Here is a 26,516-nt window from a genome sequence, read left to right as displayed (position 1 = left end):
CAAGTGTGATTTTGAGCTGCTTCCAGTGTAAGCTGAAGCTTGAGGGGTCAGACCATTAAGATTTAAGAAGGCTAAATAACTCTAGCACATGACCCCAGGCAGATTTGGCCGCCTTAGCATTATAACTAGCTCTTTGGTCGCAGAAAAAGCCATGGTCGGCGTTTTCATAGCGGAAAACTCGATGGGGGATTTGATAACGGGTTAATGCGTTTTCTATCTCATCCACTTGCTTTTGAGGAATACTGGCATCTAACATCCCGAAAAATGCGTAGATTGTCCCTTTGATTTGGGGAGTCACCTTCACTGTCGCTTGGCCACCCCCAGGGGTTGCCGTGGTGATTCCCGCACCGTAAAAAGAGGCAGTAACTTTGATATCCTCTAGAGTGGAGACAACATAAACCACATGACCACCAAAACAAAAACCGATCGTGCCGACACCAGTTTTTTGCACCTGTGGCAAACTATAAAGATAATCGATGGTGGCTTGGATATCGCTGATTAATTCGGCTGCTTTGGTTTGTTCTTTGTACTGACGACCGATTTCGATATCTGCCATACTGTACCCCGTTTCAAAACCTGGAGCAAATCGCTGATAAATAGCAGGAGCGATCGCTATATAGCCTTCTTGGGCAATTCTGCGGGTGACATCGCGAATATGGTCGTTTACGCCGAATATTTCCTGAATCACGATAATTGCCGGATAAATTCCCACTCGATCGGGAATGGCTAAATAAGCATCTATGTCAATATCCTTGTTGGAAATCGTAACAGTTTGCGTATTAATAGTCATAATTTTCTCGGTGAAAAGCGAATTGGTGTTAGGGTGTCGGGGTGTTAGGGCTGTAGGATTGTAGGGTGTTAGGGTTTTAGTTAAAATTCCCGCACTTCCCCATTCCCGCACTTCCCCATTCCTCAAATTAAAACAAACTTTGCCAAGGCCGCGGCCACCCCATTTGAGTCTACACTGGGGGCAACCCAATCGGCTTGCTCCTTAACACCTTGGGGAGCATTACCCATGGCGACACCGACACCTGCGTAGGTGAGCATAGAAACATCATTAAAATTATCACCGATCGCCATGACGTTTTGCGGTTGTAATCCTAGGATATCTTCGGCCAAAAATTTGGCAGCGCTTCCCTTGGTAGCCTCAACGTGGGTAACTTCAAAAAAAGTCGGACTCGATTGAGTAAAGTATAAATCTTGATTTTGATAGCGTTGCTGTAAATGCTGCCAAATCTCGGCGATAAATTGCTTATCTTCCCCCATGGCCAGGATTTTAGTGGTTTTGTGGGCTACTTTGCGTAAATCTCCCACTGCTTCGGCAATAATACCCGATCGCTGGCGATAGAATTCCGTTTCCGCGTTCAATTGCCGCACATAAAGCACATCGTCCATATAAAAATTAAGGGAGATTTTCTCTTTCCATTGGGGTTGTTCGAGATAATCTAAAAGATTGATCGCCAAGTCGGGGGAAATGGGGGTATGTCGATGGTGAACTTGGGAAACAGGATCTTGAATCCAAGCGCCATTGTAAGCAATTATAGGTAAAGTGGATTTAAGGCGTTGATGAAAGCGTAAAGCCGAGCGGTACATCCTACCAGTGCCAATAGCGACGGGAATCCCTTTTTTTTGGACGGCCGAGACAGCTTGCACCACAGCCGGATTAACCTGATTGTTATCACCGGCGATCGTTCCATCCACATCGACAACGATTAAGCGAATATCCACAGTCTTTTCCCATTCAACGGTAACAGTTAATAGTTTGCCACTTCCCCCATCAAAAAGGGTAAGAATTAAGTAGTCTGTTAAGTATCGGGTAAATCTTGGTATTCAGCCAAAGCATTGATAAAAAAGAAGTCTCCCCAAATTAAACCCGTATCATAGACTTGGCTGGGTCGGATCGATGCGGGATGATGATAACAGCCATGACGTAATAGACTCATCTCTGGGGCGGTTTCGTCAGGAAAATACTCAAAAGAAGTCAAATTCAAGAGAGTATTATCGATCGCCTCTCGATAGGTTCCATAACTAGGATCGCTGCTGGGTAAAGCTTTTAATAAGCGAATCATACCCGCCACAGCGATCGCTGCTGCCGAAGAATCCTTTTCCGTAGCGGCATTTTTTTGCAAGGCATAATCGAAGTCCCAAGGGGGGATAAAATCTCCGGCGCGTCTTTGCTCACCGGGCCAGCGATCGGGCAAATTTTCCAGATAATAATTAATGGCATCCTTGGCAATGGTTAACATTTCTGGATCGCTGGTGTAAACATAGGCCGTCGTGGCAGCATAAATAAACCAAGCTTGACCCCTGGACCAAGTGCTATCATCGCGCCAGCCCTGTTTTCCTTCATTAAATAAGAAATTTCTATAGGTGGGAGAGTTGACATTTTGATCAAAATACCCTCTTTGCCAAGTTCCCGTTTTACCCGGGCGGCGGTTAGCCCCAAAGGTGCGGCTAATGGTGCGGATGTGGGAAAGGGCCTTTTCTTGCCAATCTTTTGCTTCCTTGGGGTCAGGATTGTGGAGACTTGGCCAGAGCAGTTGTTCTATATTGATCGTATGATCCATAAAAACCTGCCAATGTTCTTGCTGATCGGTGCGATCGGCCTTGCGTAACCAGCCAAAAGTCCCGATATCGGTGTGATAACTCTGCGTTAGTTGTCTGGCTCCCTGTAAAGTTATCTCTAAGGCTGCCTGTTTTTCTTGGCCTTGTCCCGACTCAAACCAAGGAGCAAACACCAGTACATTATTAAGAGCGATGTCTTTGTTCTTCAAACTCGCTTCTTTTAAGGGATCGCTCCATTTTTTCGCAGCAGTAGCCCAAACGGCCGCATCCACAGGGTTTGATTCTAAATCAGCCATTTTCCATAATAAAGCAGGAAAAGCCCCTGCTGCCCAAAAATTGGCCTTTGCTAACTTCCAAGTGCCAGGGGTGGGACTATTCCCCCTCCGTAGCCAATTGAAGAAGTTAAAACCCGATGGCTCTGGATGGGTAAGATAGGGATAGAGAATTCTTCGACGGGCATAACGATCAACATAGTCGATCGTGGTAGCTAGTTTAATCTTAGCCAGATCGAGACAGAGCTTAATTCTTTCAGCCAGGGGCATTTTAGCCCGCAATTCCGTCGCCGATTCGGGACGACGGATAATCAGGGCGGCCACCGTACCGATCGCCGCCCCTGTACCTATAATAATTAACGTGCGTCGCTTCAAATTCCTGACTCCTAAGCTGGATAGATGCGAATACGGCGATTCGGTTCCTCTCCGAAGCTATCGGATTGGAGACGGTAATGTTCCACTAATTCGTGCTGCATTTTCCGCACTTTCGCCGATCGGGGCAGTAACTCCACCGGTTGGCCAGTGGGAATAACGATTTGTTCCACCGCTAACCGGGCCTCCTCCAAAGCTTCGATCTCGTCATCACTACCGCTGCGGGCAAATAAACGCAGATCCGCGCCTTCCTGATTCATCGGGTCATCAACGCCCAAAATCCGCTTTAAACCGCGAGAAATTTGGGGCAGGGTGTTGGATTTGATGCCGTGGATGGGAATTTGTCTTACTTTGGCAATTTGACGCAATTTTGACTGATTTTTAACGTGGGAACGCAGGGCCAGCACCGCGTCGGCCGCCTGTAAATCTTTGGTTAACACGATCGGCAAATCTAGGGCCTGTACTACCTGTTCGATCGGGGCGCGACTAACTCCGTAGGGATAGACATAAACCGGCCAATCTTCGCCATTGGGACCAGGGACGCGGACTTTTTCCGTTTCCGGTTCTTCCTGTAGCCAAGATTGTTCGAGGAGGCGATCAAAATCGTTTTCCCGGTTGAGGGGGCCCGCACCAAAACGGTCCACGGGAGTCATCCGGCCATCGGCCCGCCATCCCTTGGGTTTATCCATTTCCGGCAGATAATTGCCGCGCAAAGGGGTGAGGTTTTCCGGTTTTGGTTCTTCCTGAGTGACTTGTACTTTTCCCTCCTCATCTACCCAACGGATTTGGGCAATTGCTTCCCGTCCCCGCAGCAGTTGGTCGATCGTGGTGGATACGTCCTCGTGGATGACCCAGCGCTGACGTTCCAACATTTCGATGGCAATGTCAAAGGTGGGCGGTGCTTTGCGTTCTAAAACGGTCTTCTGGGAACCCCGGCGGCGTGCTTCTTCGTCTCCGAGAGTTACTGCCTGAATTCCCCCGACTAAATCCGATAAGGTCGGGTTTTTAATTAAATTTTCTAATTGATTGCCGTGAGCGGTTCCCACTAACTGCACTCCTCTTTCGGCGATCGTGCGAGCGGCCAGAGCTTCTAATTCCGTACCGATCTCATCAATCACGATCACCTCTGGCATATGGTTTTCCACCGCTTCGATCATGACTTGATGCTGCAATTCCGGACGGGCTACCTGCATCCGACGAGCGCGACCGATGGCCGGATGGGGAATATCTCCATCCCCGGCGATTTCGTTGGAGGTGTCGATAATCACTACCCGTTTATTGAGATCGTCGGCTAAAACTCGGGCTATTTCCCGTAAGGCCGTGGTTTTCCCTACCCCTGGACGACCGAGCAGCAGCAGGGACTTTCCCGTTTCCACTAGGTCGTTAATCAGGGTGATCGTACCGAAAACGGCCCGACCGATACGACAGGTTAAACCGATAATTTCCCCGTCTCGATTGCGAATGGCACTGATGCGGTGTAGGGTGCGTTCAATCCCGGCGCGATTATCGCCGCTAAAACTGCCCACCCGGGCGATCGAATACTGGATTTCTTCTTTTGAGATCGGTTCGTCCCCCAGATCGATCGCCCCATCGGGAAAACGGGCTTCTGGTATGCGTCCCAAATCCATAACTACTTCGATCAGTTGATGCTGCCGCGGCTGTTCCTCGATTTTGCCGCGAATCCGCGCTGGTAGAATTGCCAAGAGTTTGTTTAAATCGTCGGTCACTGGCATCCGAGAGGAGGGTAGGGTTTCTGGCATTAATAATAAAAGGTTTTGACGATAATTGGCTGTTTTTATGTCCGAGATTTTCTTGGGGTCTAACACATTTAAGGGTTAGTTGTCAATTAAAAAAATATTATAGTTTTTTGACCAAGGCTAGGCTTTTAATTGAGCAACCACCATAGAAGCGGCTTTAACGGCTTTTGAGTAGGCTTGCGGGTCATTTTCAAGGTTAGGCTGGTCTAAATGCTCTAAAATTGGCAAAATCAATGAACGGGCGTAACTTCCATAGGCAATACCAGCGATTTTTTCTCTCAGTCCCAGTTGTTCTAATTTGGTCACGGTGTGGTCATTGGTTCCCCCAGCTAACTGGACAAATCCAGCTAGATTGTCGGAGAGGACTTTTTTGGCCATATTAATCGCCGGGTGGGTGGTTCCTTTGCCGATATCGCCGCTCATCGGTCGGCCGTCCGTCTGCCAAATCAGAGGACAGCTTAGGGGTGAAATGGTTTCTCGCAGATAGTGGAGGTAATCAATGATATACTCATGATCTTGGCAACTTATGGCCAGGATTTTTAAGTTTTTAGTTAAAGGTGCGATCGCTTGCCAGAGTCGAGCAAATTCCTCCCCATGACCGACTTGGGTATGAATTTCGATCGCATCTACTCCCATTTCGATAATTAAGGGGATAATTTCTGCGGGTTGACAGACACGGGATCTGGTCTCGATTATTTGCGGGGGACAAACGGGTAAGCAACGACCGCAACCATAACAGCGCTGTTCAATCACTCCCCCTTCATCAATAGCATAAGCGGGACAGATTTTTTCGCAGGGACGGGGACAATCGACCGGACAGAGTTGCGGGTTAAAGACAGCTTTACGAAAGTGGGGATCTTCCCCGTCATTGAGACTGACCATTAACCAAGGTCGTCGATTTTGCGAGAATCCGGCAATTTTTTCGGCAGTTTCGATGCCTTCTTTGGCCGCAAGGATCACCGATCGATCGGCGGCCACATCAATACAATCGGCCCCGGCGATAGTATAGGTCAAAGCGAGGTTGCGAATCGTGGGCAAATCTTGGTAACTAGCTCCACAGATGAGCTTGAACCAGTGACCCGCAACTAAGGACTGCAAGGGAGAGGAGTTTTTATCTAGCACTTTTTTATCCTATCGCAGCCACCCCCTAAACGTCAGCCTTGTGCTGCTCTGATTCTGACTAAAGACTGATTATTGATTCTTCTTGGACGCACTAAGTCAGAAACGGTAAGTAAAACCGATTTATTCAACAACTTCATTGTTTTGTTAGCAGCAAGTCAGCGATCGCACTGATAGGCCTTGGGGCAGTCGCTTTTCCCATACCTTTGGCATATAATGATAGTTATATAATGTCAACAGTATTTTTAGATGATTTTTGAGATATAGTGACTGATAGGGAACTAGGACAGCGTATGCAGAAATTACGGGAGAACGCTGGGTTAACTCAAAGAAAACTAGCGGAACGGTTAGGTGTGACAGTGCAAACCGTAAGCAATTGGGAAACAGGCTACAGGGAACCGAGAATGAACCCATCTCAAACATTAAAGCTATGTCAATCCCTTAACTGCTCACTTGCACAACTAGCTGGAGCGATCGCACCATGCCAAGACAACTGACATATTTAGGTATCCCCAATCTCACCAGCGATCGCAATTAAAGCAAATATAGGAGACAGAAAATGGCTAACGAAACCGTTACTTATTCCCTAGAAGCTGTTCTGACAAGGATCGAGGGGAAAATAGACTCCCTACAAAGAGATGTCAATCAAAAATTCGACAAAATCGATGAACGGTTAACCAAAGTAGAAATAGGACAATCGGAGATCAGAGGGGACATTAAAGCTTTAGATGAGCGACTAACTACGGAAATTAAAGGACTAACGACACGGGTTGCTTATCAGGAATTTACCAACCGGGGAATTTTTATCGCCCTAGTTGTCGCCATTTTAGGAGGGGCTGCTAAACTTTTTTGTTTTTTTCCCAATCCCTGACAGCGATCGCCATCGGTTAGTCCGAGGTTGACACTAAAGACTTAATGTAAATTCTAAAATCCAGTTCCTTGCTTTTAGGTCTTCAAGGGTTAAGGCGAGCGGTTTTCTTCCCCCGACCGATATAGTGTAAAAAGGTGATTCTGGTACATTAGGTACGGAAAATTTAAATGTGCAAGTCCACAACGAAGAATCTTGACTTTGATTAAATCTCCCTTCTCCTAGTTTACCGATCGCCACGATGGTATCGTTAGCATTTCTAATCACGACTGACTGCCCATCATAGATATCTTTAAAAGCTCGATCAGTTGCACAAAGATTACCGTATTGCCAGCGTTGACCAGAAGGCACAGAAGTAAGCACTCGCAACCCTTCCCAAACCTCGATCGATCCTGTTAATGTGTAAGGTTGGGAGACAGCACTAGGCGCGATCGCTGTTAGTTGTGCGGCAATCAGGACAGTCGATGATAAAAATTTAATCATACGTTTTTAAATGTAAGCGGTCATTTTTTATCCTATTGATTCTTTTTGGACGAATGCCATCGGCCTCTACATTCAACTATAAACCCAAACGCTGCTTTTGACGGGCTTTATAGGAAGCTAACAGCCAAATAGAGCCAGAAATCAAAGAAGGAGCAAGGACAAAAAAAGTGGCCATGGTCACGGGATGTTCCCGGCCCCAGCCCCAATAAATCATCACGGCAAAAATCAAGCCACAGTAAGCTAGTCCTAGAAAGGGGATGCCAATGACCAAAATGGCGAATCGAGTATCTTTATCCATAAAATATCGGGATGGCAGCGAAAATTTAGCTGATGGGTTCCGCTTGTCCCTATCTTTACTTATAATCTTCCTTCTGGGATTGCTTGGGGAAAAATAAGGTATTTTTTAGAATTAGGCGCTGATTATTGGGAGGCCTTCCTTGCCGAAACAAAGATTAGATTTATTATTAGTAGCCAAAAATCTCTGTGATTCCCGTCAACAGGCACAGCGATTAATTCGCGCTGGAGAAGTGAAAGTCAATCATCAAATCATCGATAAACCGGCCACAGAAATCGATCCAGAAGCGGCGATCGAGATTAAGCAGAAACTGCCCTATTTGTCAAGGGGGGGCGAAAAATTAGCCAAGGCCTTAGAATTGTTTGCCATCGATGTCAGCGATCGCATTTGTTTAGATGGAGGCATTTCCACGGGGGGATTTACCGATTGTCTCTTGCAAAAAGGGGCAAAACGGGTTTATGGGGTCGATGTGGGTTATGGACAAGTAGCCTGGAGTTTACGGCAGGATAAACGAGTTATTTTACTAGAAAGAACTAATTTTCGCTATTTAAACCCAGAAAAGTTATATGGACAGGAAAAACCCGCCGATTTAGCGGTCATGGATCTGTCTTTTATTTCTCTGACCAAAGTTTTGCCGACCCTGTGGACGCTATTAAATCCACCGCGAGAGGCGATTTTATTGGTCAAACCCCAATTCGAGGTGGGACGGGAAAAAGTCGGCAAAAAAGGGGTAGTTCGCGACCATCAAGACCAAGCATCGGCAATTTTTCAGGTTTTACAGGCCGCCGAAGTCTTAGGATGGTTCTATCGGGGTTTAACTTGGTCTCCCATTACCGGACCTGCGGGTAACGTCGAGTATCTTCTCTGGTTATCCACCGATAACGGCCAAGTTAGTCCCAGTTTAGCAGCGATCGCAGAAATTACTCAAGCAGCGATCAAACAGTTTTAAACTAGGTATTTTCTCAAGGAAGTGGGGAGAGGGGGAGATTTTCAGAAAACCCTTGACAAATGGCGAGACTTGCTTTATAGTTTATGTATGATGGGAATCCGTGCGCCCATATATATAGGGTTTTTCAAGGAAGATAAGAGAGAAAAAAATAGACTCAAAAAACGGGTTGGGTAGGAAGAGGATAAAGGTATGAAGACGGAAATTCTCTCTCCCCGACAAGCATTAAACAAAGCATTATCTTTGTCAGGTAGAGAAGTTTCAGGTATTCTCACATACAAAAACGATGATCGAGGAGTTCAATGTATTGGAAAATGGGAGAGATAACCCGAAAAATTCTTGTTAAATCATGTTAAGTCCCGTAGATACGATTAAAATTCTCGAAAATCATCCCGATCGCACTTTTCCAGCTGGTGAAGTTATTTTTGCCGATGGCACGGAAGGGGAGTTAATGTACGGTATTCTTAGCGGAGAAGTGGAGATGTATATCAAGGAACAATTGATAGAAACTCTAGAAAAAGGGGATGTATTCGGAGCAGGAGCGCTCCTGCACCCAGATAAACTGCGAGAATCCACAGCTATCGCCAAAACTGATTGTAAATTAGCCTATCTCAATCAACCGCAGTTTTTATTTGCCGTGCAGGAAACTCCCATGTTTGCGATCGAAGTATTAAGAAGTTATTCCGATCGCTTTCGCAAGTTGAAAAAAATCTTCGCCGGTGAAGCATAGAGGAGCAAAGGAAAGCCATCCACCGAAAACTATTGACCGAAAATCTCACCGACAGTTAAACGGGAACCATTGACTAAATCCGCACCAGAACGCGGTGGTTTTCCCGATAATTGCACTTCTTTTAATAATAGTAAACCCGCTCCCGTCTGCACCACCGGCCCGAAATTTTTCCAGAGAGCCACGATCGATCCCACTTCTCCGCTTAAAGGAGAAAGGTCTTTTGTCTGTAGTTCTCCAGGCAGTTGACTAGGATCGTCTAGGGGAATAGTGGCCATCACTTTTAGGGGTTGTCCCCGGAAAGTGGTCAGCGCATTAGGATAAAAACCCCGGACTCGATCGTGAATTGTCCGGCCCGAATCTTGCCAGTGGATTAGATAGTCAGATTTTTGAATTAAAGGGGCATAGGTGGCATCGTCGTTATTTTGAGGAATTGGGGTAATTTCTGCTCGATCGAGCTTAGAGAGGGTTTCTAGGAGCAAATCCGCCCCCATTTGTCCTAGGGTTGCTCCCACCTGTTCGGCATTGTCAAAAAGAGCGATCGGGCTGTAGGCTTTCAGTAGCATCGGTCCGGTGTCCATGCCCGCATCCATTAACATGGTGGTAATGCCGGTTTCTTTTTCTCCCCTAGCGATGCACCACTGCACGGGGGCTGCTCCCCGATATTTCGGTAAAATTGAGCCATGAACGTTAATACAGCCTAATCTCGGCATCTCTAGAATTTCTGGGGAGAGAATTTGTCCGTAGGCAACCACCACAAAGGCATCCGCCCGCGATTGTCTGAGAAAATCTAAGGTTTTAGCGTTTTTTTTCACACTTTTGGGCTGCCAAACCGGTATTTGCTGTTCTATAGCTATTTGTTTCACCGGTGAGGGGATTAATTGATTACCCCTTCCCCGGCGCTTGTCCGGTTGGGTAACGACGGCAATTACTTCTATATCAGGATTGGCTAATAATTTTTTGAGGGTGGGAACGGCAAAAGTCGGGGTTCCGAAAAAAACAATACGCATGGGAGAAGGGGGTATTTTTCAGTTATCAGTGTGCAGTAATCAGTTATCAGTTATCAGTTATCAGTTATCAGTGAAAAGAAAGGGCGAATTCTTGAGTGAAAATGTCCACCCAGTTATTAACGACTAACTATGCCAGACCATTGGATTTTTTTGGCTTTTTCCCGACGATAGGAGAAAAAATGATCCTCTTGTTGATAGGTACAAAAAGGAGCGATCGCAATTTGTTCATCCCTAATTCCTAACTGTTGTAGTTGATGATAAATCACCCGTCGCACGTCTAAGCGTACTTTTCCTTTTTCCTCGTCAGCAAATAAGGGGGAGGGGGACAGGTTAAATAAATTCGCCAGAATTTGGTCGGGATTGGTTTCTTGGGGAAATAAACTTAAACCCACTTCTGCGGCAACTTCTGTCTCTACTTGATACACTTCCCCAGCAATTGCCGGCCCCAGGGCCAGCACTAAGTTATCTAAACAACTACCGGAGTTTAATAACTGCTTAACTGCTTTGGCAACTATCCCCTTAGCTGTCCCTCTCCATCCAGAATGAATTGCCACCCCAACACCAGTAGAGTGATCGCCTATTAGTACAGGCGTACAATCAGCACTGGCCACCCAAATCCCTTGACCGGAAGCATCGGTGATAATTCCATCCGCTTCGACAATTTCCGGGTTAGTAATCCCTTGGGGATTTAATAAGCGATCGCCATGTACCTGTTTGACCCGATAAACTGGTACATTTGCACCTAAAGCCTCTGTAAAAGCTTCCGGGGTTTGGGGGTAATAATGACGGGTAAAAAAGCCGTGAGACCAATCCCCTAGAAGATTACAGGTAAGATAGGGCAATCCTTGCCATGTTTGCCATTGCCACAGAGAAGTCTCGGTTAATCGGACATCGATCGCTACATTGGTCACAGTATAAGCCTCTCTTGCTGCATTAATGCCTCGTTCCCTCCTATCCTAGTTCTGAGCTTGGCAAACGGCAACCAGAAGATTATTACTCTGTGTGGAAATGCGGGGAGAGGAGAGCCTTCCAATAGCAACTTCAAAAGTCACTAGCTAAAGCAGAAAGAAACAAAAATCGGCCAACTATTGTACGCTGTACGCTGATCCTCTACTGTGACAGTTAAGAACGTCTGAACAATAGTGTGCTAATTTGCCCAGATGTGAGCCTAGTTCTGGAGAAAATGGCACAAGTATTGTTAAATACCACTCCCCACTGATTACTGATTACTGAATAAAGCCTAACTTTCGGCAAAAATCCTGTTTGTGTCCCCTCTTAGGGATAAAATTTCTACATCTCTACTGCTGAAAAGCATAAGTTTTGTAAAGTAAAATTAAGAAGGGAGACAAATTTAAGATAGCCAACCTATGGAAGTAACTTTTACCGCTGCCGAATCCCTAGAAATTGTTGTTGCTGAACAAACTATCCCAATTCAGCATTATCTACGCCAACCGCAAAGATTAGTACAGTCCATTGTTGAGACTAGCTTAACAGAACACTTGTCTGAGAATCGGTTTTGCCTGAAAATGCGTCCCCTCAACTTCTTAGATCTGTACTATTTTCAGCCCACGGTCATTCTCAATGTCTGGGCCACCTCTGGGGGGACGATATTTTTGCAGTCAGAAGACTGTCAGATCAAAGGTATTGATTATATTAATGATCGCTTTAGCCTCGATGTTAAAGGCAAACTCGCTCCTGTCCAGAAAAATAATCAAACCTATCTAGCGGGGAAAGCCAATCTTGAGGTGAAAGTCGCCCTGCCACCGCCATTATGGTTAACCCCGCGTCCGTTGTTAGAAATCACTGGCAATAGCCTCTTAAAAGGGGTTTTATTGCGGATTAAACAGCGTTTAATGACTCAATTGTTGCAAGATTACCAACAATGGGCTAAACAGGATATTATTGCCCAAAATTACCCCGAAACGATTCTCGATCTCTCCCTTGGTTAAATAAAAATATGAGTTGGACAAAAGTATTATCTGTAGATTCCCTTGCCCCTGGCGCCCGTCAAGTGGTAAAAGTGGGGGACAGTTCCATTCTCTTGATTAACAATAACGGTCAATTCCATGCCGTCGGCAACCGTTGTCCTCATTTAAAATTATCAATGACGAAAGGCAAAATTAGCGACGATGGTGCGATCGTTTGTCCCTGGCATCGTAGTTCTTTTGATCTATGTAGTGGTGCTGTCAAAGACTGGATTACCTGGCCCCCTGTGGTTAACAAAGCGATGGCGGCAGTTTCTCAACCCCAAGCTTTACCCGTTTATCCCCTTCGTATCGAAGACGGCAGCATCTGGATAGACGCATAAGTAATAGGACAAAATTAACTTCTTGGGTGGTGATTTGGTAGTAGTGATGGGGGCTTAATCCTTTGCTTTGTTGTGCATTGTAGTCATGGATAAAATGCCCAAGGACTCCCCAACGTGATTCTCCATTTTTTTAGAGAAAGATAGACTCTGTCTCACCAACCGATAAATCCTTTGTCGAAAGGTATTATTAAGTTTTGCAATAGGACTTAGTTTGACCAGTTTCTTTTCCTACTGCTCGATGACGTTTACTCGGAATTACTGTCTTATAGGATTTCCAAAAGTCTGTATAAGTAACAGCACACTGTCGGTAAACACCTGGTAAACTTGTCCTAAAACCAGAGACTTCCTACCTGACCAGGAAGATAACTGTTATATAGCGTTTCCTAAGCTAGTGAGGTACACCTATTTTTCTTCCCTTTTGCCTTTTGCCTTTTGCCTAAAACCCATAACTTTTGTACCTCAGCAGACTGAAAAACGCTATAGTTGAGGTCAAACCACCTTGACAGGGCTGGAATGTAAATTTAATTTTGTCCAACTACTTATGAGTAAATCTAAGGAAAAAAACCGGATTGCCTACCAGGAATGGGGAGATAAAAGTAATTCTCAAGCTTTTGAACGTTCCATTCCTGAATTACCCCCGAATCAGCAGAATTTACGAGTACAAACCTCCCGCTCTGGTCGGGCAGGAAAAACCGTTACCATAGTTACAGGTTTTCAATGTCAAACCGAAACTCTGACTAAATTATTAAAACAGTTAAAAAGCGCTTGCGGAACGGGTGGTACAGTTAAAGAAAATACCATTGAGATACAAGGAGATCATCGCCAAAAAATTCGACAAATTCTCATTGAATCGGGTTACAAAGCCAAAATTAGCGGAGGATAACTTAAAATCATGATTCCCTCTTGGTTGCTTATCGGTGTCGTGGGATTTTTGGTGGCGTTAGCCGGGGGATTACTCAATTCTCGCGATGTCCGTTGGTTTGCGCGCCTGCGTCGTCCCGATTGGTTAACCTTTGAAAGATTAATCCCTCTTATCTGGACAATTATCTATATTTGTGGGGCAATTTCTGCTTATTTAGTCTGGGAAGCTCAACCGGCTAATAAGTGGTTTTTGATGGCTTTTTATCTGTTGGTGGAATTAACTATTACTGCCTATACTCCTGTCACCTGTAAACTACGCAGTCTCAAAGCGGGAACGATTATCGGAGGTACGGGTTTTTTCTTGGGTTGTCTTCTGGCACTATTGGTTTTCCCTGTTTCTTCTTGGGCAGGAGCCCTACTTCTACCCTACCTGATCTGGAGTCCGATCGGTACCTATGTGACTTGGGAAATGGTCAATCTCAATCCTCGGGATGTCTAGACAGATAAAGTGGGATGGGTTAAAAATCAAGTTTGTTACTTATAGGTAGCATCTCTTAACTTACAACCCCACACCCTGTCCCCAGAAAAAACTTTTTCAGCACACCCTATACATTTTATCGTTCACAACCGACGACAGAAGCAGTGTAGGTATTACCAATGTGCTGAATACCATTGACAAAAAGATTGACTAAAAAAGGTTGATCATTTGCCCGTACTGTGGCAGTAATTGTTAAGGGTTTATCGGGTTCGATTCGTACTCCATTAGTATTAAAAAATTCCTCGTTAGTTTGATCGCTATACTTGAGAAACAGCCGGAGATCAAAGGAAGCAGCCCGCGGGACAGAAATCGTAACGATAAACCTCTGAAAACTTCTAGCCCCTGGAACTGCCCAATCGGTATTCCAATTATTACGAGTTATCGTGACACCGAAAGGACCTGGAACAGTGGGTTGTGAGACAGTTTTGGTAACTTCACTACCTTCACCCCCTAATAAAGAAAGTGGCCGACAATTTTGCGATGCTGCCGGTAGATGTGAGCTTAATAATACCGCCGATAGACTCAATAACCCAGTGATAGAGGTTAATTTTATCATTGATTTTGTCTCCAATTAACAGATAGAACCTATCTAAAAATTATAGATGATCATGACGGCAAAAAACGGCGATCTAGCTTAATTGAGGTAAATTACCGCAAAAATGCTGATCATCAACCTTAATTGTCAAAAACTGGTTTAAAATTGATTCATAATTTCCATATAAATATGTTCTAACTGTACGGTCTGACGGGCGAGAGAATCAATATTAATGCCGTCGAATGCCCGAATAATCTCGCTTAATTCTAGATGTTCATCTAACCAAAAAGCTAAATCTTTACCATAAAATTTGGGAGTAAATCCTAATTGTTTACCCCGATTTATTGCCGCTTCTTGATCCTGGGTATCTATGATAATAATTTCTTTCGCAGGAATGTGCTGACGCAGCTGATTTAAATTACCTTCGGCAATAATACGACCTTGTTTTAAAATTCCGATACGTTGACAGAGACGCTGTGCTTCATCGAGGAGATGGGTAGTTAATAAAATTGTCATTCCCTGGCGCCGTAATTCTCCGATTAAATCCCAAATTTCATAGCGAGATTCGATGTCTAAACCAGTAGTTGGTTCATCGAGAATTAATAATTTTGGCTGATGAACAATAGCCACGGCAATATTCATCCGGCGCTGCATTCCACCGCTTAAAGTTTCCACAGGACTACGGGCGCGATCAAGCAAATTTACTGCCGATAAACTGGCTTTAATCCGATGACGACGCTGGAAGCGATCGAGTCCATAAATCTGAGCAAAAAAGTTGAGATTTTCCTCGCAAGTAAGGGATTTGTACAATAAATTTTCTTGCGGGGCAACCCCAATTAATTCTTTAGTAACTCTGGAAATTGGTAAATAATTAAAGGTAATTTCTCCCGATGAGGGTTTTAATAAATTACAAATTAAATTAATCGTGGTGGTTTTTCCTGCACCATTGGGACCGAGTAAACCGTAAATTTCCCCCGCTTCAATATGAAAGTTTAATTGATCTAATACTAAGCGTCTTCCGTAATTTTTTTTGACATTATTAATAGTCAGCATTTTTAATAAAGTAACAATGATAGTCAGAAGTCAGGAGGCAGGATACAGGATTAGGGAGTGGAAGATATGGGAAGACAAATTCATAAATACTCTTGCCTTTTTTAACTGATAACTGATCACTGATTTACAGTCGGCGTTCAAGGTTTAACATTTGTCCATAGGTAAGCCAACCACCTGCTACCATAGCTAAAGCAAAAAGACAGAGAAAGCGAAAATGAGAGCTAATATCTTGCAGATTTTCGCCCTTTGCCCAAACAGCAATTAAGGCTTCATTCATGTGGTAGATCGGGTTATATTTAGCTAGAGATAGAATATTGTCGGGGAATAAAGCAGTCGGTAGAAAAACGCCGCCTAAAATTAATAAAGGAACCCCAAAAGTTCCCACCAAAGCATTAACATCTTCTGTTCTTTTCGCCAGTTGAGTACCGAGGATAAACCCTAAACCCACATAGGCGGTGATACTAAGGAAAATAATTAATAATTCTAGAGGAATTGAGCCTTTAAAAGTGGCTCCATACTGTTTAGCAATAGAATAAACTAAAATTGTCTGACAGGCGGCGATCACACAATGGGCGAGAAAAATGCCGATAAAATAGGAAACACCACTTAAAGGCGATAAAAATAACCGTTTAATCGTTTGTTGTTCCCTTTCTGCCACTACCGTCGCCACGGTTCCCCCCAAACAACTAAAGAAAAGTGCCGCCCCGACGAGAGTGGGAGGAGTAGCCAGAGCCATTGCCTCGGCAATCTCAATTTTGCCTTTTTCTGCCATAATATAGCCATTTAAGAGCAGGACAAGGATCGGGAAAATGCCCCAGAGGATTAAGCTACGCCCGCGCCGGATTAATTCCACTAAAATTCGTTGAGCGATCGCTAAAATTTCCTGCCAATATTTCATAGAATGTTAGTGTAATTGTTTCTCCCTATAGAGAAATGAGTTTTTCTACTTTGTGACTTAGGGTTATTGTAAGTGTTCCAGAGCTTGATCGGCGCGCAATCTTACCACTATTTCCGCTTCTGTCTCCCGAATCTGTCCTAAAAGTTCTCGAATCGCCCCGCAAAATGCCGCCGCCGCTGTTCCTAATCCCTGCAATCCGACAATCGCAGCATATCTAACCACCCACTCTGGATCTCCTTGCGAAAGTTTCTCTAGTGCCACAAAAACTGCCTTCTGAGCCTCAGAAACCTGACTTTCCTCCAAATCAGACCAAATTATATTTCCCAAGCCTCTAGCCGCCCCTCGCCGCACGCTAAAGGAAAAATCACTCACCGCCGCATCAAGTAATAAGTCCAATCCTCGCACGTCGCCAATTCCTGCTAGGGCGCGGGTTGCCCAAGCTCTCGCCCCATAATTATAACCGTCTAGGTTGGCCAGTAAATGGGGAACCGCCGCTTTGCCGATGGCGATTAAACCATCCACGGCTGCCACGGAGGCACCGGGGTTATTATATCTGAGGACATCGGTGAGGGTGGGTATTGCCGCTTCATTTTTGGCGGCGGCTAAGTTTTCCACAGCGGTTAGTAACCCATTGGCTGAGTCGGCTTTTTCAACGGCGATAATTAAAGTCTCAACGGTGGGAAGCATTGGTTATTAGTAGAGGGGATGAGGGGTTAGGGGTTGGGGTGTGGGGAAGTGGGGAAGTGGGAGAAGGGGAGAATAAATAAAAATAATCTCCTGAATAAGTAGTCGTGCAAAATTAATTTCCTAGTGAAGATAGGCAAGAGGCAAGAGGCAAGAGGCAAGAGGTGGTTAGATATGTGTAATTAATTTTGCTTAGGTACTTACTGACTCGGAGAATACTGACTCCTAACTCCTATATCCTAACCCCACCAACAAACTTTTAAAGATAATTTTATCGCCAAACTTTTTTCTGTAAAATCTGACTAATTTCTGGGGGAAAAGGACAATCATCGGGAAAGTTAAAAGATTGATAATCGGGGTTATCTCGCAAGCCTTTTAAAGCCTTGGGATAGCAATCTAAAAATACTTGCTCCCAGTAGGGTTTTAAACTAGGAGAATCGGTCAAAAGTTCCTCTAGTTCCCGTTGACTGCGCCTCATAGTTTCTTGCCAACCTCGATAATCCTCAACGTAGTCAGTATAGCAAAGTTTGAGGCAGTGTTCTAAGATGGTGGTTAACTGGTTGCGGAGTTCACGTTTTTGACTTCTGCCCAAACTTTCTATCTCCTCGATCAAGTTTTCCCAGTCAACTTTATCAAAGTTTTTTTGTCTTAACAGAGTGATTGTTTCGTTTAGCCACCCAACATAATCGGTTTGAATTAGCATAATAACTCTGGATTTTATGAGTTTGAATTTAGATAAAAACTAACCAATTATTAATTACAATAAACCATCCATTAAAGTGAGAATTTCGGAGATATTTTCGCTACCAGAATTAGTTTTTAGATAGTTTTCTAAAAGTTCCTTGAGAGCAACCAGTTTCAGACTATTTTCCGCCAAAGTATTAGCGATCGCAGGGGCAGCTGGCAGATAACCCGTAGCGCCCAAATCCATTAAAGCAGAACGACGCAGCTGTAATTCTTCCCCTTGCAAAGCCTTAATCAGAATATCGCCATAGTGGGGGTTAGTCGTGAGTTGATAGAGGGCGCGAGCAGCCGCATAACGCACTTTTTCGACGAAATGCTTTAAAAACGGTTCGATCAGGGGAATCGCTTCCCTCGCTTGCAGGGTTCCCAAGGCTTCGATAATCGCTTCGTAGGGTTGGACTAAATGGGGTTTTCCCGCCACTAAAACAGCCACTTCGATGCCACCCTCTAATAGTTTCTTTAAAGGTGGGATCGCGCTTCGATCCTGAAGCATTTCCAATGCTTGGGCCGCCGATTCGCGCACATAATAATCTTCGCAGTCGAGACAGGCAATCAAAGCGGGAACACAACCGAGATCATCTAATTTCCCTAAAGCACTGGCAGCGTTGCGTCGTAGGGGATAACCACCGTCAGGGGTGCGATCGCTTTCGTCCTCTAAAGCGGCAATTAACGCCGAAATCGCCTCCGGTTGACGAACACGAAATCTACCCAACCACCAAGCGGCATAATAACGCGCTCCTAGGTCTTCTCTTTGCTGGATATTAGCGATCGCTTGTTGAACAGTATAGGCTGGATTATCGACGGCAGCGGAGTAAGAATCGCTCATAGACAAGTGAAAATGGGTGTGGGGTGTGGGGGGATGGGGAGAATAAATAAAACCTGTCTCCTGTCTCCTGACTCGGAGAATACTGATAACTGACTCAGTTTTTCATAGTTGCCGCGCCATTGCCAATACCAGAATAAATCAAACCCCGTTGAGCATCGAGACTAATGATCACCCCTTCGCGGATAATTTTAGTGGCATTTTTAACCCCGACAATAACAGGAATACCCAATTTTAAACCGATAGTAGCGGCGTGATTGTTCATGGCAGTATCTTCGGTGATAATTCCGCCAGCTTTCCGCATCATATCCACATATTCGGCGCTGGTGGTGGGGACGACTAAAATCTCCCCGTTACTAAAACTACCCACTTCCCGGGCATTATGGGCCACTCGCGCCCGGCCACTAGCCACCCCCTGGCCGATACCCGTACCTTTACCCAAAAGGGATTTTACCACTTCCACCTTAATTAAATCCGTGGAACCGGCCACCCCTTGCAGAGTTCCCGCCGTCATCACCACTAAATCACCATCTGCGAGGAGGTTATTTTCCTGGGCAAGATTCATCGCCACTTGAAAAGTTTGGCTAGTGGAGGGTAAATCGAGTAATAACATCGGTTTTACGCCCCAAACTAGCTGTAACTGCTGTGCCACTTCTCGATGGGGAGTAACGGCTAAAATCGGGGTTTTTGGGCGAAATCGGGAGACATTACGGGCAGTAGAGCCTGTTTTTGTCAGGGTAATAATTGCCGCTGCCCCCAATTGTTCGGCAATTTGACTGACTGCTGAGGAAATAGCGTTAGGAATCGATTGTTTATTATTAGAGCGAGCGGCACTATTGATCTGTTCCCGTTCGATCCTTTCGGCAATGCGGGCCATGGTTGCCACCGCTTCGATGGGATAATGACCCACAGCCGTTTCATTGGAAAGCATGACCGCATCAGTGCCATCTAAAATCGCATTAGCCACGTCCGAAACCTCGGCGCGGGTGGGACGAGGATTACTGGCCATACTGTCAAGCATTTGAGTGGCGGTAATAATCGGGATACCTAGCTGATTAGCGGTATTAATCAGACGTTTTTGCAGGATTGGCACGTCTTCGGCCGGTAATTCTACTCCTAAATCTCCCCTAGCCACCATCACACCATCACAGAGGGATAAAATTTCCTCCATTTCCTCGATCGCTTCGTGTTTTTCAATTTTAGCGATCACGGGGATAGATTTACCCGCACTGGCGATTAATTCTTTAATTTCGAGGATATCTTGGGGATTACGCACAAAACTGAGAGCAATCCAATCCACATCCCACAGCAGTCCGAACATTAAGTCTTTTTTGTCCTTATCGGTTAAAGCTTTTACCGACAGATAAACGTTGGGAAAATTTACCCCTTTATTGCTGGATAAGACACCCCCAACCACTACGCGACAGGAAAGATCACCTTTCAAACGATCCACCGCTTCCACCCGCATTTCGACCTTACCATCATCGAGGAGAATTCTCGAACCTTCTGGGACTTCTTGGGCCAGAGAGGGATAGCTAATGGAACTGATTTCCTGATTACATTCCACATCCCTAGAAGTAAGGATAAAGGGTTCCCCCGGTTTTAGGGTAATCGACCCACAGGCAAATTTACCTAAACGAATTTTTGGCCCCTGTAGATCCTGAAGGATGCCAATCGGTTGATTGAGTTCAAAGGCTAACTGACGGATCAGGTTAATGCTGTGACGATGGTAATCGTGATCGCCATGGGAAAAGTTTAATCTAAATGTCGTCGCCCCCGCCTTGATCATCTGACGTAATGTTTCCTTATTTTGCGAGGCAGGGCCGATCGTGGCCACAATTTTAGTGCGACGGGGGAAAGACGGAGAGTGCATAGATAAGCAACTAAATAGGCGAAGTAAATATAGCAGCGTTTGGGACGCTCCGATCATCTTCTCATAAATCGTTATACCCAGTGAAAAGTTAAAAGTAAAAAAACGGTGAGATATATAAATCCCACCGTTTTTATTTATCGACTCCGTCAACTCAGCTTAGAAGCGGAAAGTTGTCCGGAGAACACCAACATAGACAGTATCGCTGTCACTGTTGTTGGGGTTGAAGATCGCATAGGCACCAGGAGTGATCAGGATGTTTTTGGTGACTGGGAACTTATACTGAGCTTCCACCATGTAGGAAGTACCACTTTCCTTGTCCGAACGGGGTACTTGACCACCTCCAAAAGAAAGGGCTGCACCTTCGGCAAAGAGATCGAGAACGGAAAGGTTAAGGTTCCAAGACCAGATGCTAGTGTTATCATCTCCGATCGCATTATTAACACCAGTGGCCGAGGCACTGGCATAACCCCCCCATGCCGCTAGATTTAAGACTCCCGGTATAACCTGGGCGCTCGCTTGAAGACCGAAACGGTCAGCAGTAGTACCAACGTTGCCGAAGGGACGCTCAGTCAGAGGGCTGCTGACGTTACCGAATAAACCAGAACGAATATCCGTAGCGGTTTGATAACTGCGAACGTAAACGAAGTTAATATCGGCGAATTTGATAAAGGAGAAACCTACTTGCGCACCAGCACTGTAGGAACCATTAAACAAACCGTTTCCTTCATTAGGATTAGCGGCACCACTGCCCGCTAGATAAGCTCCTGTAACTTGGAAAACATCACCGATCTTGAATCGAACCCCTGCACCTGTGCCAGAAGGACCGCGGAAGACGATGTTATTGTAGCGTTGACCGCGAGATAAAGCACCCGTGCCGCTATCGGCGAGGAAGGGGTTAGCAGTGGTGAAAACGTCGTCTAAGTCCAAACCGTTAGCACCAACCCAAACGGTGATGTTACCGAAGGGAGTGCCGATGGGAGCGCGGTAGAATAGGTCATTGATGGTGACATCGTTGTCACGACCGTCATCGTAGGACAGACGGCTCATGTTGGTTCCCGTCGGACCGCTCTGGTTGAAGGTAGAACCAAAGTTACCCGCTTGTAAACGGGTTCTTAACATATCTTTACCAGTGAAGCTGGTTTCAAAGTTGAGACGAACCCGATTGTTGAATACAGCCTGCGCGCCACCAGGAGTACCACCAGCGGAGACAGTTCCGTTAGTATTCGTGACATCAGACCGACCGCCAAACCCATCGGCGATACTGAAGATTACCTCGCCTCTAAGTTTGGTGGTGGTAGAAAATTGATTATTTTCCAAGAAAGCAACGCGCTGTTCTAGGTTATCTACTCTAGCTCCTAAAGCCGCTAGTTCGGTTTCAAATTCTTGAACAAGACGTTTTAACTTATCGATGTCTTCTCTGAGTACACCAACACCATCTTGAATTAAACGTTCCATGACGTTTAAGCAAGCGTTTAAGCCGGCGGCAAATTCCCAACGAGTGGTGGCGCGATCACCCCGGAAGGTACGGTCGGGATAACCAACGATACAACCGTAACGTTCCACAAGGCTTCTTAAGGCCTCGTAAGCCCAAGCGGTGGGAGATACGTCCCGCAGTTGGTTAACGCTGGTCACCTGGGACATGGAACCCTGATAAACACCCGTATTAATCTGCTGACTACTTTGGGCGCGTTGAATGCGATCGATTTGTTGTTGTGCAGCTGGATCAATTTTAAGTTGAGATGTACCAGGCATAGTTTGAGCCACTGCGCTGCCAGCAGCCGCCACGGAAGCACCTAGTACTAAAGGAGTTACCTTTACTAAACTCTTGAATAGTTTTGACATGGGGTCAATCCTCACACCTTATTCTATGGATTGAATGGACTACGAATACAAACAGACTATATGTTTAGCCTGTATTATACCCACATTCTATGCTAATTCCCTCTTGCCTAGGTTAAGTTAACTTTATGGTATGACAGAAAAATTTCTGTCTGATATCATTAGGATTGGTACTTACTCACTTTACAAATTCGCCCTGGTGTGCATCAATGAAAATCCCTCGTTTCAGACTTTTGGCGATTAACTTCCCAAGGATAGCGATCGCTCAAAAATCCTCAAGAAATCACGTCAAAATGCCTGAAACCCGTGAATCATATTTAGTCAATCCTGTCAATAAGCAATTTCTAAAGATTTTGTTAAAATCTCAGCCGTCAGTTTTCAGTTCACTGATTACTGTTCACTGATAAAATCTCCCCACTCCCCTAACAATAGTTGTGTGAACTAGGCTCGATCGAGTAAGTTAGAATCGAGGATGATAGATATAGTGAATTTAAGCACCGAGAAGGGAGATAAAGATGGTCAATTTTGGGCTGAATTCGGCCAGTATCTTGGGAATTTTTCTGGCAGTGGCCGGAGCCGGGTTATACTTCCTGCGCTCGGTGCGGCCGGAACTTTCCAGAGATCATGATATATTTTTTGCCGCCGTTGGTTTACTGTGCGGTTTAATTCTACTTTTTCAAGGGTGGCGACTGGATCCGATTTTGCAATTCGGACAATTTTTGCTGACTGGGGCAGCGGTGTTTTTTGCCTTCGAGACGGTAAAATTGCGGGGTTTAACCACGGAACAGGCCCGCCGCGGCACGTCTTTTGTGGATGAACGTCCTGTGAGTCGCGAATATCGGGCAGAATTGGAACCCCTCGACACCTACGAACCGGAGGAACGTTACGAAGATAATCCCCGTTTACGCGGTTACGATGATCCCCGCTCTTCCCGCACTTCTAGTTATCAGGACGAGGAACCCCGCAGCACCCGCACCCGTCAGCCGGCCGATACTAGCAGTCGCAAAACCAGTAATCGTCGTCCCCGCAATAGTTCCCCCACTAGCGATCGAGATGTTTATGATCAGCGCCGTAGCGGTGATGATTGGGAAGAAACCAGTCCCCGTCCCCGTCGTCGTCCCGCTAGTGAAGAAACGAGCAGTAAACCGCCCCGCACTAGCCAAAAACGTCGTCCTCGCCCAATAATTGAGGACGATCCGCCATTTAAAGGGGAATACGTCGATTATCAACCGATCGATCCTAGCGATACGAGCGATCGAGAAGATTGGCAGAGACCGGATAATAGTGAACGGGAGTCGAGTAATGATAATCCAACTAGGTTTGATTATTAAGGAGTAGGTCCGATGACCAAAGCTCCCTTTTTACTGTTTATCTGCTTGTTTTTAGGGGTTATAGGCGGTTGTAATCTCAATAACCCCAGTTTATCTACAGGAACCCTCAATAGTCGCTATAATGACGAAAAACCTGCCCTGAGCGGTGATGGTCGTTGGATTGCTTTGCTGTCTAATCGTCGCGGTAGTAATCAGATACTGCTGTATGATTTGCAGATAAAACAATACCAAGCCCTAGGGGGATTATATACGGGTCAAGAAATTACCGATAGCCCTAGTTTAAGCCAAACGGGGCGTTATCTGGCCTATGTGGTGATTATTGAAGGTCGTCCCGTCATCGCTTTATATGATCGCATTACCGATCGTTCTGAGTTATTGAGTCAAAATTATCGCGGTTGGTTGCGAAATCCTCGTCTTAGTCCCGATGGTCGTTATCTTGTCTTTGAGTCCGCTCGTCGGGGACAATGGGATGTGGAGGTTCTTGATCGCGGTCCGAATATCGAGTTAGATCTTCCCGATGGCAGTCCCGTTGAAAGTCCCAAACCGTGAAACGTCATTAGACCTCTTGTAAAAATCAAAAATTGTTGTTAGGGTCAGGAGTCAGGAGTCAGGAGAATTAAGAATGAATAATAATCAATTAAATGGTCTATTTAAGGATTTTATGCAATTTAATCCTTAAATAGACCGTTTTTGAACCCTCAAAAATTAATTATGCAAGAGGTTTATTTTTTTATTAGTCTTGTTGCTGTAATTAGTTTGTTAACTGGATGTGCGGGTTATCCCAGTTTATTATCTTTTCCTTTCGATCGAGGGGGGAGAAGTTTAAACAGTGCTGCTAGTGAATTAACTCCCTATCTTGCCTCTCGCTATCTCGTTTTTGCTTCCGATCGCAATGGTTCCCAAGCTATCTATCTTTTTGATGCCATCGATCGCCGTTTACTGCCTTTACCTGGCCTAAATTCTCTCGATCAGATCGCTTCTAGTCCTTCCATTAGTGAAGATGGTCGTTATATTGTTTTTACTGCTAGTCGTCAGGGAAAAACGGCTATTTATCTGTACGATCGACAAACTCAACAGAGAAGGGAAATTGCTCCCGATCTGCTCGCGGAAGTACGCAATCCGATCATCAGTGCCGATGGTTCTAAAGTGGCTTTTGAAGCGGCAAAAAATGGGCAATGGGATATCATGATTTACGATCTATCCGGACGGGTATTAGTCAATGAAAATCAGTGATTATTAGACCTCCGGTAAAAATCAAAAATTGTTGTTAGGGTTAGGAGTCCATAGCCAGTAGTCAGTAGTCAGGAGAATTAAGAATGAATAATAATCAATTAAATCGTCTCTTGACAGATTTTATGCCATTTAATCCTTATTTTTGCCGTTTTTGAAACCTCAAAAATTATCTTAAACCCATAGCTTTTAGTCGATTTTCTAGAAACTGTTTTCCCTGTTTTTCCCCGTCAGCAATCAGACGCTGGATATTGGCAGGAGAGCGATCGAGTTTACTTTCATAGTTGAGACTATCGGCTAATTCCGCCGACATTTCGAGCATCGGGATATGGTAATCCTGATCGGGATCTTCCGGGAAAGATTTAGGAATTTTTAATGGTTCTGTTAATCCGATCTCGCGCAGGTATTCCTCTTTAAAGGCTCCTTTAAGAAATAATTGATTGATCAACTCAATCTGATCCAGACCTTGAAATAGGGAAACATTGCCTTCTAATTCATTACGGCGATCAGCAATATCATCGGATTGCACGGGTATCTTGTCTCTGGAGGTGGGATTAATTTTAATTACCCAAATTTCATCGGGAATATTTTCGACTCCAACAAATTCACGGCGAATTAAAGAACGGATGGGGGGATTATCGGAGAATAGTCCATCCCAGTAGGCCATAGTTTCAATGGTGACAGCAGGAAAAATGTTAGGAACACAAGCAGAAGCGAGGATATGTTCAATTTTAACTGCTTCCTGGCGCGAGTTAAATTTACTTAACTTTCCTGTCAGGATATTACAGGCCCCAATTAATAAAATTGGGGGTTCTGGTTTAGCTCCCCAAGTGGCTAATTCCGAGAAATCAATATGCGCTCTTAGTAACTGATCAAAGTTGGTAAAGCGACTGCGTAAACCGTAGGTAGCTATAGAAAATAAGGTTTTAGTAATCGGAGAGGAAGGACTGAGATTATACTGGGGAATTAATCCTTTGCTGGCCAATTCTAGCGCTTTAATGGCTGAGTCATTAAACAGCTTTTCTTGGGGAGTTCGAGCGCTATTATCTTCCCAAAAATCAATCATTCTTTTCCAAACGATGCTATCACCTTTTTTGAGAGCATACCAGATGAAAAAGGCACAGATAGCACCGCCAGAAGTCCCACTGAGACTGACAATGTTAAAGTAATCTTGCACTTTATTGTCAAATAATGCTTTCAAGGCACCGGCAGTAAAAGCAGTTTGACTGCCGCCTCCCTGACAAGCGATCGCAATTTTGGCTTTCATAAATATCCTTTGAATGGCTTCTATCCAAGTACTAGGCTTTTCATTTAAGGTTAATTGAAAACCTAGAATCAGAGCCAAAAATATAGAAATTTCTTATTTTTCAGAAGAGCTGCTCGGG

General features: G+C 45.0%; 29 protein-coding genes and 1 pseudogene. 11 read left to right on the top strand and 19 right to left on the bottom strand.

Going from position 1 to position 26,516, the window contains the following annotated elements; translation table 11 throughout:
* Window positions 1-55 precede the first annotated feature (55 nt).
* The 5 genes from MiAbW_RS08480 to ldpA form a co-directional block, all read right to left on the bottom strand.
* On the bottom strand, window positions 56-790 hold the full coding sequence (locus tag MiAbW_RS08480) for a dienelactone hydrolase family protein (protein ID WP_151695741.1): 735 nt from the start codon (window positions 788-790) through the stop codon (window positions 56-58).
* Between the two features lie 122 nt (window positions 791-912).
* The gene (locus MiAbW_RS08475; RefSeq protein WP_151695740.1) at window positions 913-1,728 is read right to left on the bottom strand and encodes a Cof-type HAD-IIB family hydrolase; all 816 of its coding nucleotides are present in this window, start codon (window positions 1,726-1,728) and stop codon (window positions 913-915) included.
* A 77-nt stretch (window positions 1,729-1,805) separates the two neighbouring features.
* Window positions 1,806-3,212 carry a hypothetical protein gene (locus MiAbW_RS08470; RefSeq protein WP_151695739.1) on the bottom strand — a complete coding sequence of 469 codons (1,407 nt, stop codon included), beginning with the start codon at window positions 3,210-3,212 and terminating at the stop codon, window positions 1,806-1,808.
* An 11-nt stretch (window positions 3,213-3,223) separates the two neighbouring features.
* Window positions 3,224-5,035, bottom strand: a complete 1,812-nt coding sequence (locus tag MiAbW_RS08465) for a R3H domain-containing nucleic acid-binding protein (protein WP_151695738.1) — start codon at window positions 5,033-5,035, stop codon at window positions 3,224-3,226.
* 51 nt (window positions 5,036-5,086) lie between these two features.
* Entirely contained in the window at window positions 5,087-6,088 is a 1,002-nt protein-coding gene (gene ldpA, locus MiAbW_RS08460; protein WP_151695737.1) for a circadian clock protein LdpA, read from the bottom strand.
* 263 nt (window positions 6,089-6,351) lie between these two features.
* Here ldpA and MiAbW_RS08455 point away from each other — a divergent pair, with 263 nt between their 5' ends.
* Window positions 6,352-6,582, top strand: coding sequence for a helix-turn-helix domain-containing protein (locus MiAbW_RS08455; protein WP_016516364.1), 231 nt, complete (start codon window positions 6,352-6,354; stop codon window positions 6,580-6,582).
* A 62-nt stretch (window positions 6,583-6,644) separates the two neighbouring features.
* The gene (locus MiAbW_RS08450; RefSeq protein ID WP_151695736.1) at window positions 6,645-6,956 is read left to right on the top strand and encodes a DUF4164 family protein; all 312 of its coding nucleotides are present in this window, start codon (window positions 6,645-6,647) and stop codon (window positions 6,954-6,956) included.
* A 33-nt stretch (window positions 6,957-6,989) separates the two neighbouring features.
* Here MiAbW_RS08450 and MiAbW_RS08445 read toward each other — a convergent pair whose 3' ends face one another.
* Both MiAbW_RS08445 and MiAbW_RS08440 read right to left on the bottom strand, forming a co-directional pair.
* Window positions 6,990-7,436, bottom strand: coding sequence for a hypothetical protein (locus MiAbW_RS08445; RefSeq protein ID WP_151695735.1), 447 nt, complete (start codon window positions 7,434-7,436; stop codon window positions 6,990-6,992).
* A 76-nt stretch (window positions 7,437-7,512) separates the two neighbouring features.
* The gene (locus MiAbW_RS08440; RefSeq protein ID WP_151695734.1) at window positions 7,513-7,734 is read right to left on the bottom strand and encodes a hypothetical protein; all 222 of its coding nucleotides are present in this window, start codon (window positions 7,732-7,734) and stop codon (window positions 7,513-7,515) included.
* A 139-nt stretch (window positions 7,735-7,873) separates the two neighbouring features.
* Here MiAbW_RS08440 and MiAbW_RS08435 point away from each other — a divergent pair, with 139 nt between their 5' ends.
* Both MiAbW_RS08435 and MiAbW_RS08425 read left to right on the top strand, forming a co-directional pair.
* Window positions 7,874-8,680, top strand: a complete 807-nt coding sequence (locus MiAbW_RS08435; protein ID WP_151695733.1) for a TlyA family RNA methyltransferase — start codon at window positions 7,874-7,876, stop codon at window positions 8,678-8,680.
* Window positions 8,681-9,026: 346 nt separating this feature from the next.
* Entirely contained in the window at window positions 9,027-9,407 is a 381-nt protein-coding gene (locus tag MiAbW_RS08425; RefSeq protein ID WP_151695732.1) for a cyclic nucleotide-binding domain-containing protein, read from the top strand.
* A gap of 29 nt (window positions 9,408-9,436) precedes the next feature.
* Here MiAbW_RS08425 and fmt read toward each other — a convergent pair whose 3' ends face one another.
* Together fmt and pgeF are read right to left on the bottom strand one after the other, a co-directional pair.
* Entirely contained in the window at window positions 9,437-10,414 is a 978-nt protein-coding gene (gene fmt / locus MiAbW_RS08420; protein WP_151695731.1) for a methionyl-tRNA formyltransferase, read from the bottom strand.
* Between the two features lie 116 nt (window positions 10,415-10,530).
* Window positions 10,531-11,325 carry a peptidoglycan editing factor PgeF gene (gene pgeF / locus MiAbW_RS08415; RefSeq protein ID WP_151695730.1) on the bottom strand — a complete coding sequence of 265 codons (795 nt, stop codon included), beginning with the start codon at window positions 11,323-11,325 and terminating at the stop codon, window positions 10,531-10,533.
* Window positions 11,326-11,781: 456 nt separating this feature from the next.
* Between pgeF and MiAbW_RS08410 the strand changes: the two genes are divergently transcribed.
* The gene (locus MiAbW_RS08410; RefSeq protein WP_151695729.1) at window positions 11,782-12,363 is read left to right on the top strand and encodes a DUF1997 domain-containing protein; all 582 of its coding nucleotides are present in this window, start codon (window positions 11,782-11,784) and stop codon (window positions 12,361-12,363) included.
* 8 nt (window positions 12,364-12,371) lie between these two features.
* Window positions 12,372-12,722 carry a Rieske (2Fe-2S) protein gene (locus MiAbW_RS08405; protein WP_151695728.1) on the top strand — a complete coding sequence of 117 codons (351 nt, stop codon included), beginning with the start codon at window positions 12,372-12,374 and terminating at the stop codon, window positions 12,720-12,722.
* A 206-nt stretch (window positions 12,723-12,928) separates the two neighbouring features.
* On the opposite strand, the pseudogene MiAbW_RS19995 reads toward MiAbW_RS08405, so the two are convergent.
* Window positions 12,929-13,047, bottom strand: a pseudogene (locus MiAbW_RS19995) (ISNCY family transposase); the annotation flags it as partial.
* A 216-nt stretch (window positions 13,048-13,263) separates the two neighbouring features.
* Between MiAbW_RS19995 and MiAbW_RS08395 the strand changes: the two are divergent.
* Together MiAbW_RS08395 and MiAbW_RS08390 are read left to right on the top strand one after the other, a co-directional pair.
* Window positions 13,264-13,605: a translation initiation factor gene (locus MiAbW_RS08395; protein WP_151695727.1), complete on the top strand. Its 342-nt coding sequence runs from the start codon at window positions 13,264-13,266 to the stop codon at window positions 13,603-13,605.
* Window positions 13,606-13,614: 9 nt separating this feature from the next.
* Window positions 13,615-14,082, top strand: a complete 468-nt coding sequence (locus tag MiAbW_RS08390) for a TspO/MBR family protein (RefSeq protein WP_151695726.1) — start codon at window positions 13,615-13,617, stop codon at window positions 14,080-14,082.
* A 115-nt stretch (window positions 14,083-14,197) separates the two neighbouring features.
* Here MiAbW_RS08390 and MiAbW_RS08385 read toward each other — a convergent pair whose 3' ends face one another.
* The 8 genes from MiAbW_RS08385 to MiAbW_RS08350 all read right to left on the bottom strand — a co-directional run bounded on the left by MiAbW_RS08385 (window position 14,198) and on the right by MiAbW_RS08350 (window position 22,573).
* A complete protein-coding gene (locus tag MiAbW_RS08385) occupies window positions 14,198-14,677 on the bottom strand; it encodes a hypothetical protein (RefSeq protein WP_151695725.1) in 480 nt (159 codons plus the stop codon).
* 138 nt (window positions 14,678-14,815) lie between these two features.
* Window positions 14,816-15,709, bottom strand: coding sequence for an ABC transporter ATP-binding protein (locus tag MiAbW_RS08380; protein WP_151695724.1), 894 nt, complete (start codon window positions 15,707-15,709; stop codon window positions 14,816-14,818).
* Window positions 15,710-15,833: 124 nt separating this feature from the next.
* Window positions 15,834-16,607, bottom strand: coding sequence for an ABC transporter permease (locus MiAbW_RS08375; protein WP_151695723.1), 774 nt, complete (start codon window positions 16,605-16,607; stop codon window positions 15,834-15,836).
* Window positions 16,608-16,670: 63 nt separating this feature from the next.
* On the bottom strand, window positions 16,671-17,294 hold the full coding sequence (locus tag MiAbW_RS08370) for a HEAT repeat domain-containing protein (RefSeq protein ID WP_151695722.1): 624 nt from the start codon (window positions 17,292-17,294) through the stop codon (window positions 16,671-16,673).
* Window positions 17,295-17,562: 268 nt separating this feature from the next.
* Complete coding sequence (locus MiAbW_RS08365) at window positions 17,563-17,994, bottom strand: DUF29 domain-containing protein (RefSeq protein WP_151695721.1); 432 nt, start codon at window positions 17,992-17,994, stop codon at window positions 17,563-17,565.
* 54 nt (window positions 17,995-18,048) lie between these two features.
* Window positions 18,049-18,861 (bottom strand): HEAT repeat domain-containing protein, encoded by an 813-nt coding sequence (locus MiAbW_RS08360; protein ID WP_151695720.1) that lies wholly within the window; start codon window positions 18,859-18,861, stop codon window positions 18,049-18,051.
* 94 nt (window positions 18,862-18,955) lie between these two features.
* On the bottom strand, window positions 18,956-20,731 hold the full coding sequence (gene pyk, locus MiAbW_RS08355) for a pyruvate kinase (protein WP_151695719.1): 1,776 nt from the start codon (window positions 20,729-20,731) through the stop codon (window positions 18,956-18,958).
* A gap of 156 nt (window positions 20,732-20,887) precedes the next feature.
* A complete protein-coding gene (locus MiAbW_RS08350; protein ID WP_151695718.1) occupies window positions 20,888-22,573 on the bottom strand; it encodes an iron uptake porin in 1,686 nt (561 codons plus the stop codon).
* A gap of 512 nt (window positions 22,574-23,085) precedes the next feature.
* On the opposite strand from MiAbW_RS08350, the gene MiAbW_RS08345 reads away from it, so the two are divergent.
* The 3 genes from MiAbW_RS08345 to MiAbW_RS08335 all read left to right on the top strand — a co-directional run bounded on the left by MiAbW_RS08345 (window position 23,086) and on the right by MiAbW_RS08335 (window position 25,134).
* Window positions 23,086-23,901 (top strand): Ycf66 family protein, encoded by an 816-nt coding sequence (locus MiAbW_RS08345; protein ID WP_151695717.1) that lies wholly within the window; start codon window positions 23,086-23,088, stop codon window positions 23,899-23,901.
* 12 nt (window positions 23,902-23,913) lie between these two features.
* Window positions 23,914-24,450 carry a TolB family protein gene (locus tag MiAbW_RS08340; protein WP_151695716.1) on the top strand — a complete coding sequence of 179 codons (537 nt, stop codon included), beginning with the start codon at window positions 23,914-23,916 and terminating at the stop codon, window positions 24,448-24,450.
* A 162-nt stretch (window positions 24,451-24,612) separates the two neighbouring features.
* Entirely contained in the window at window positions 24,613-25,134 is a 522-nt protein-coding gene (locus tag MiAbW_RS08335; protein ID WP_151695715.1) for a TolB family protein, read from the top strand.
* 166 nt (window positions 25,135-25,300) lie between these two features.
* On the opposite strand, the gene MiAbW_RS08330 is transcribed toward MiAbW_RS08335, so the two are convergent.
* Window positions 25,301-26,398 (bottom strand): patatin-like phospholipase family protein, encoded by a 1,098-nt coding sequence (locus MiAbW_RS08330; RefSeq protein WP_151695714.1) that lies wholly within the window; start codon window positions 26,396-26,398, stop codon window positions 25,301-25,303.
* Window positions 26,399-26,516: the final 118 nt, after the last annotated feature.

It is taken from the genome of Microcystis aeruginosa NIES-4325 (genome assembly GCF_008974145.1).
In the GTDB taxonomy this organism is placed as follows: Bacteria; Cyanobacteriota; Cyanobacteriia; order Cyanobacteriales; family Microcystaceae; genus Microcystis; species Microcystis aeruginosa_G.
This window is presented reverse-complemented; position numbering and strand designations above follow the sequence as displayed.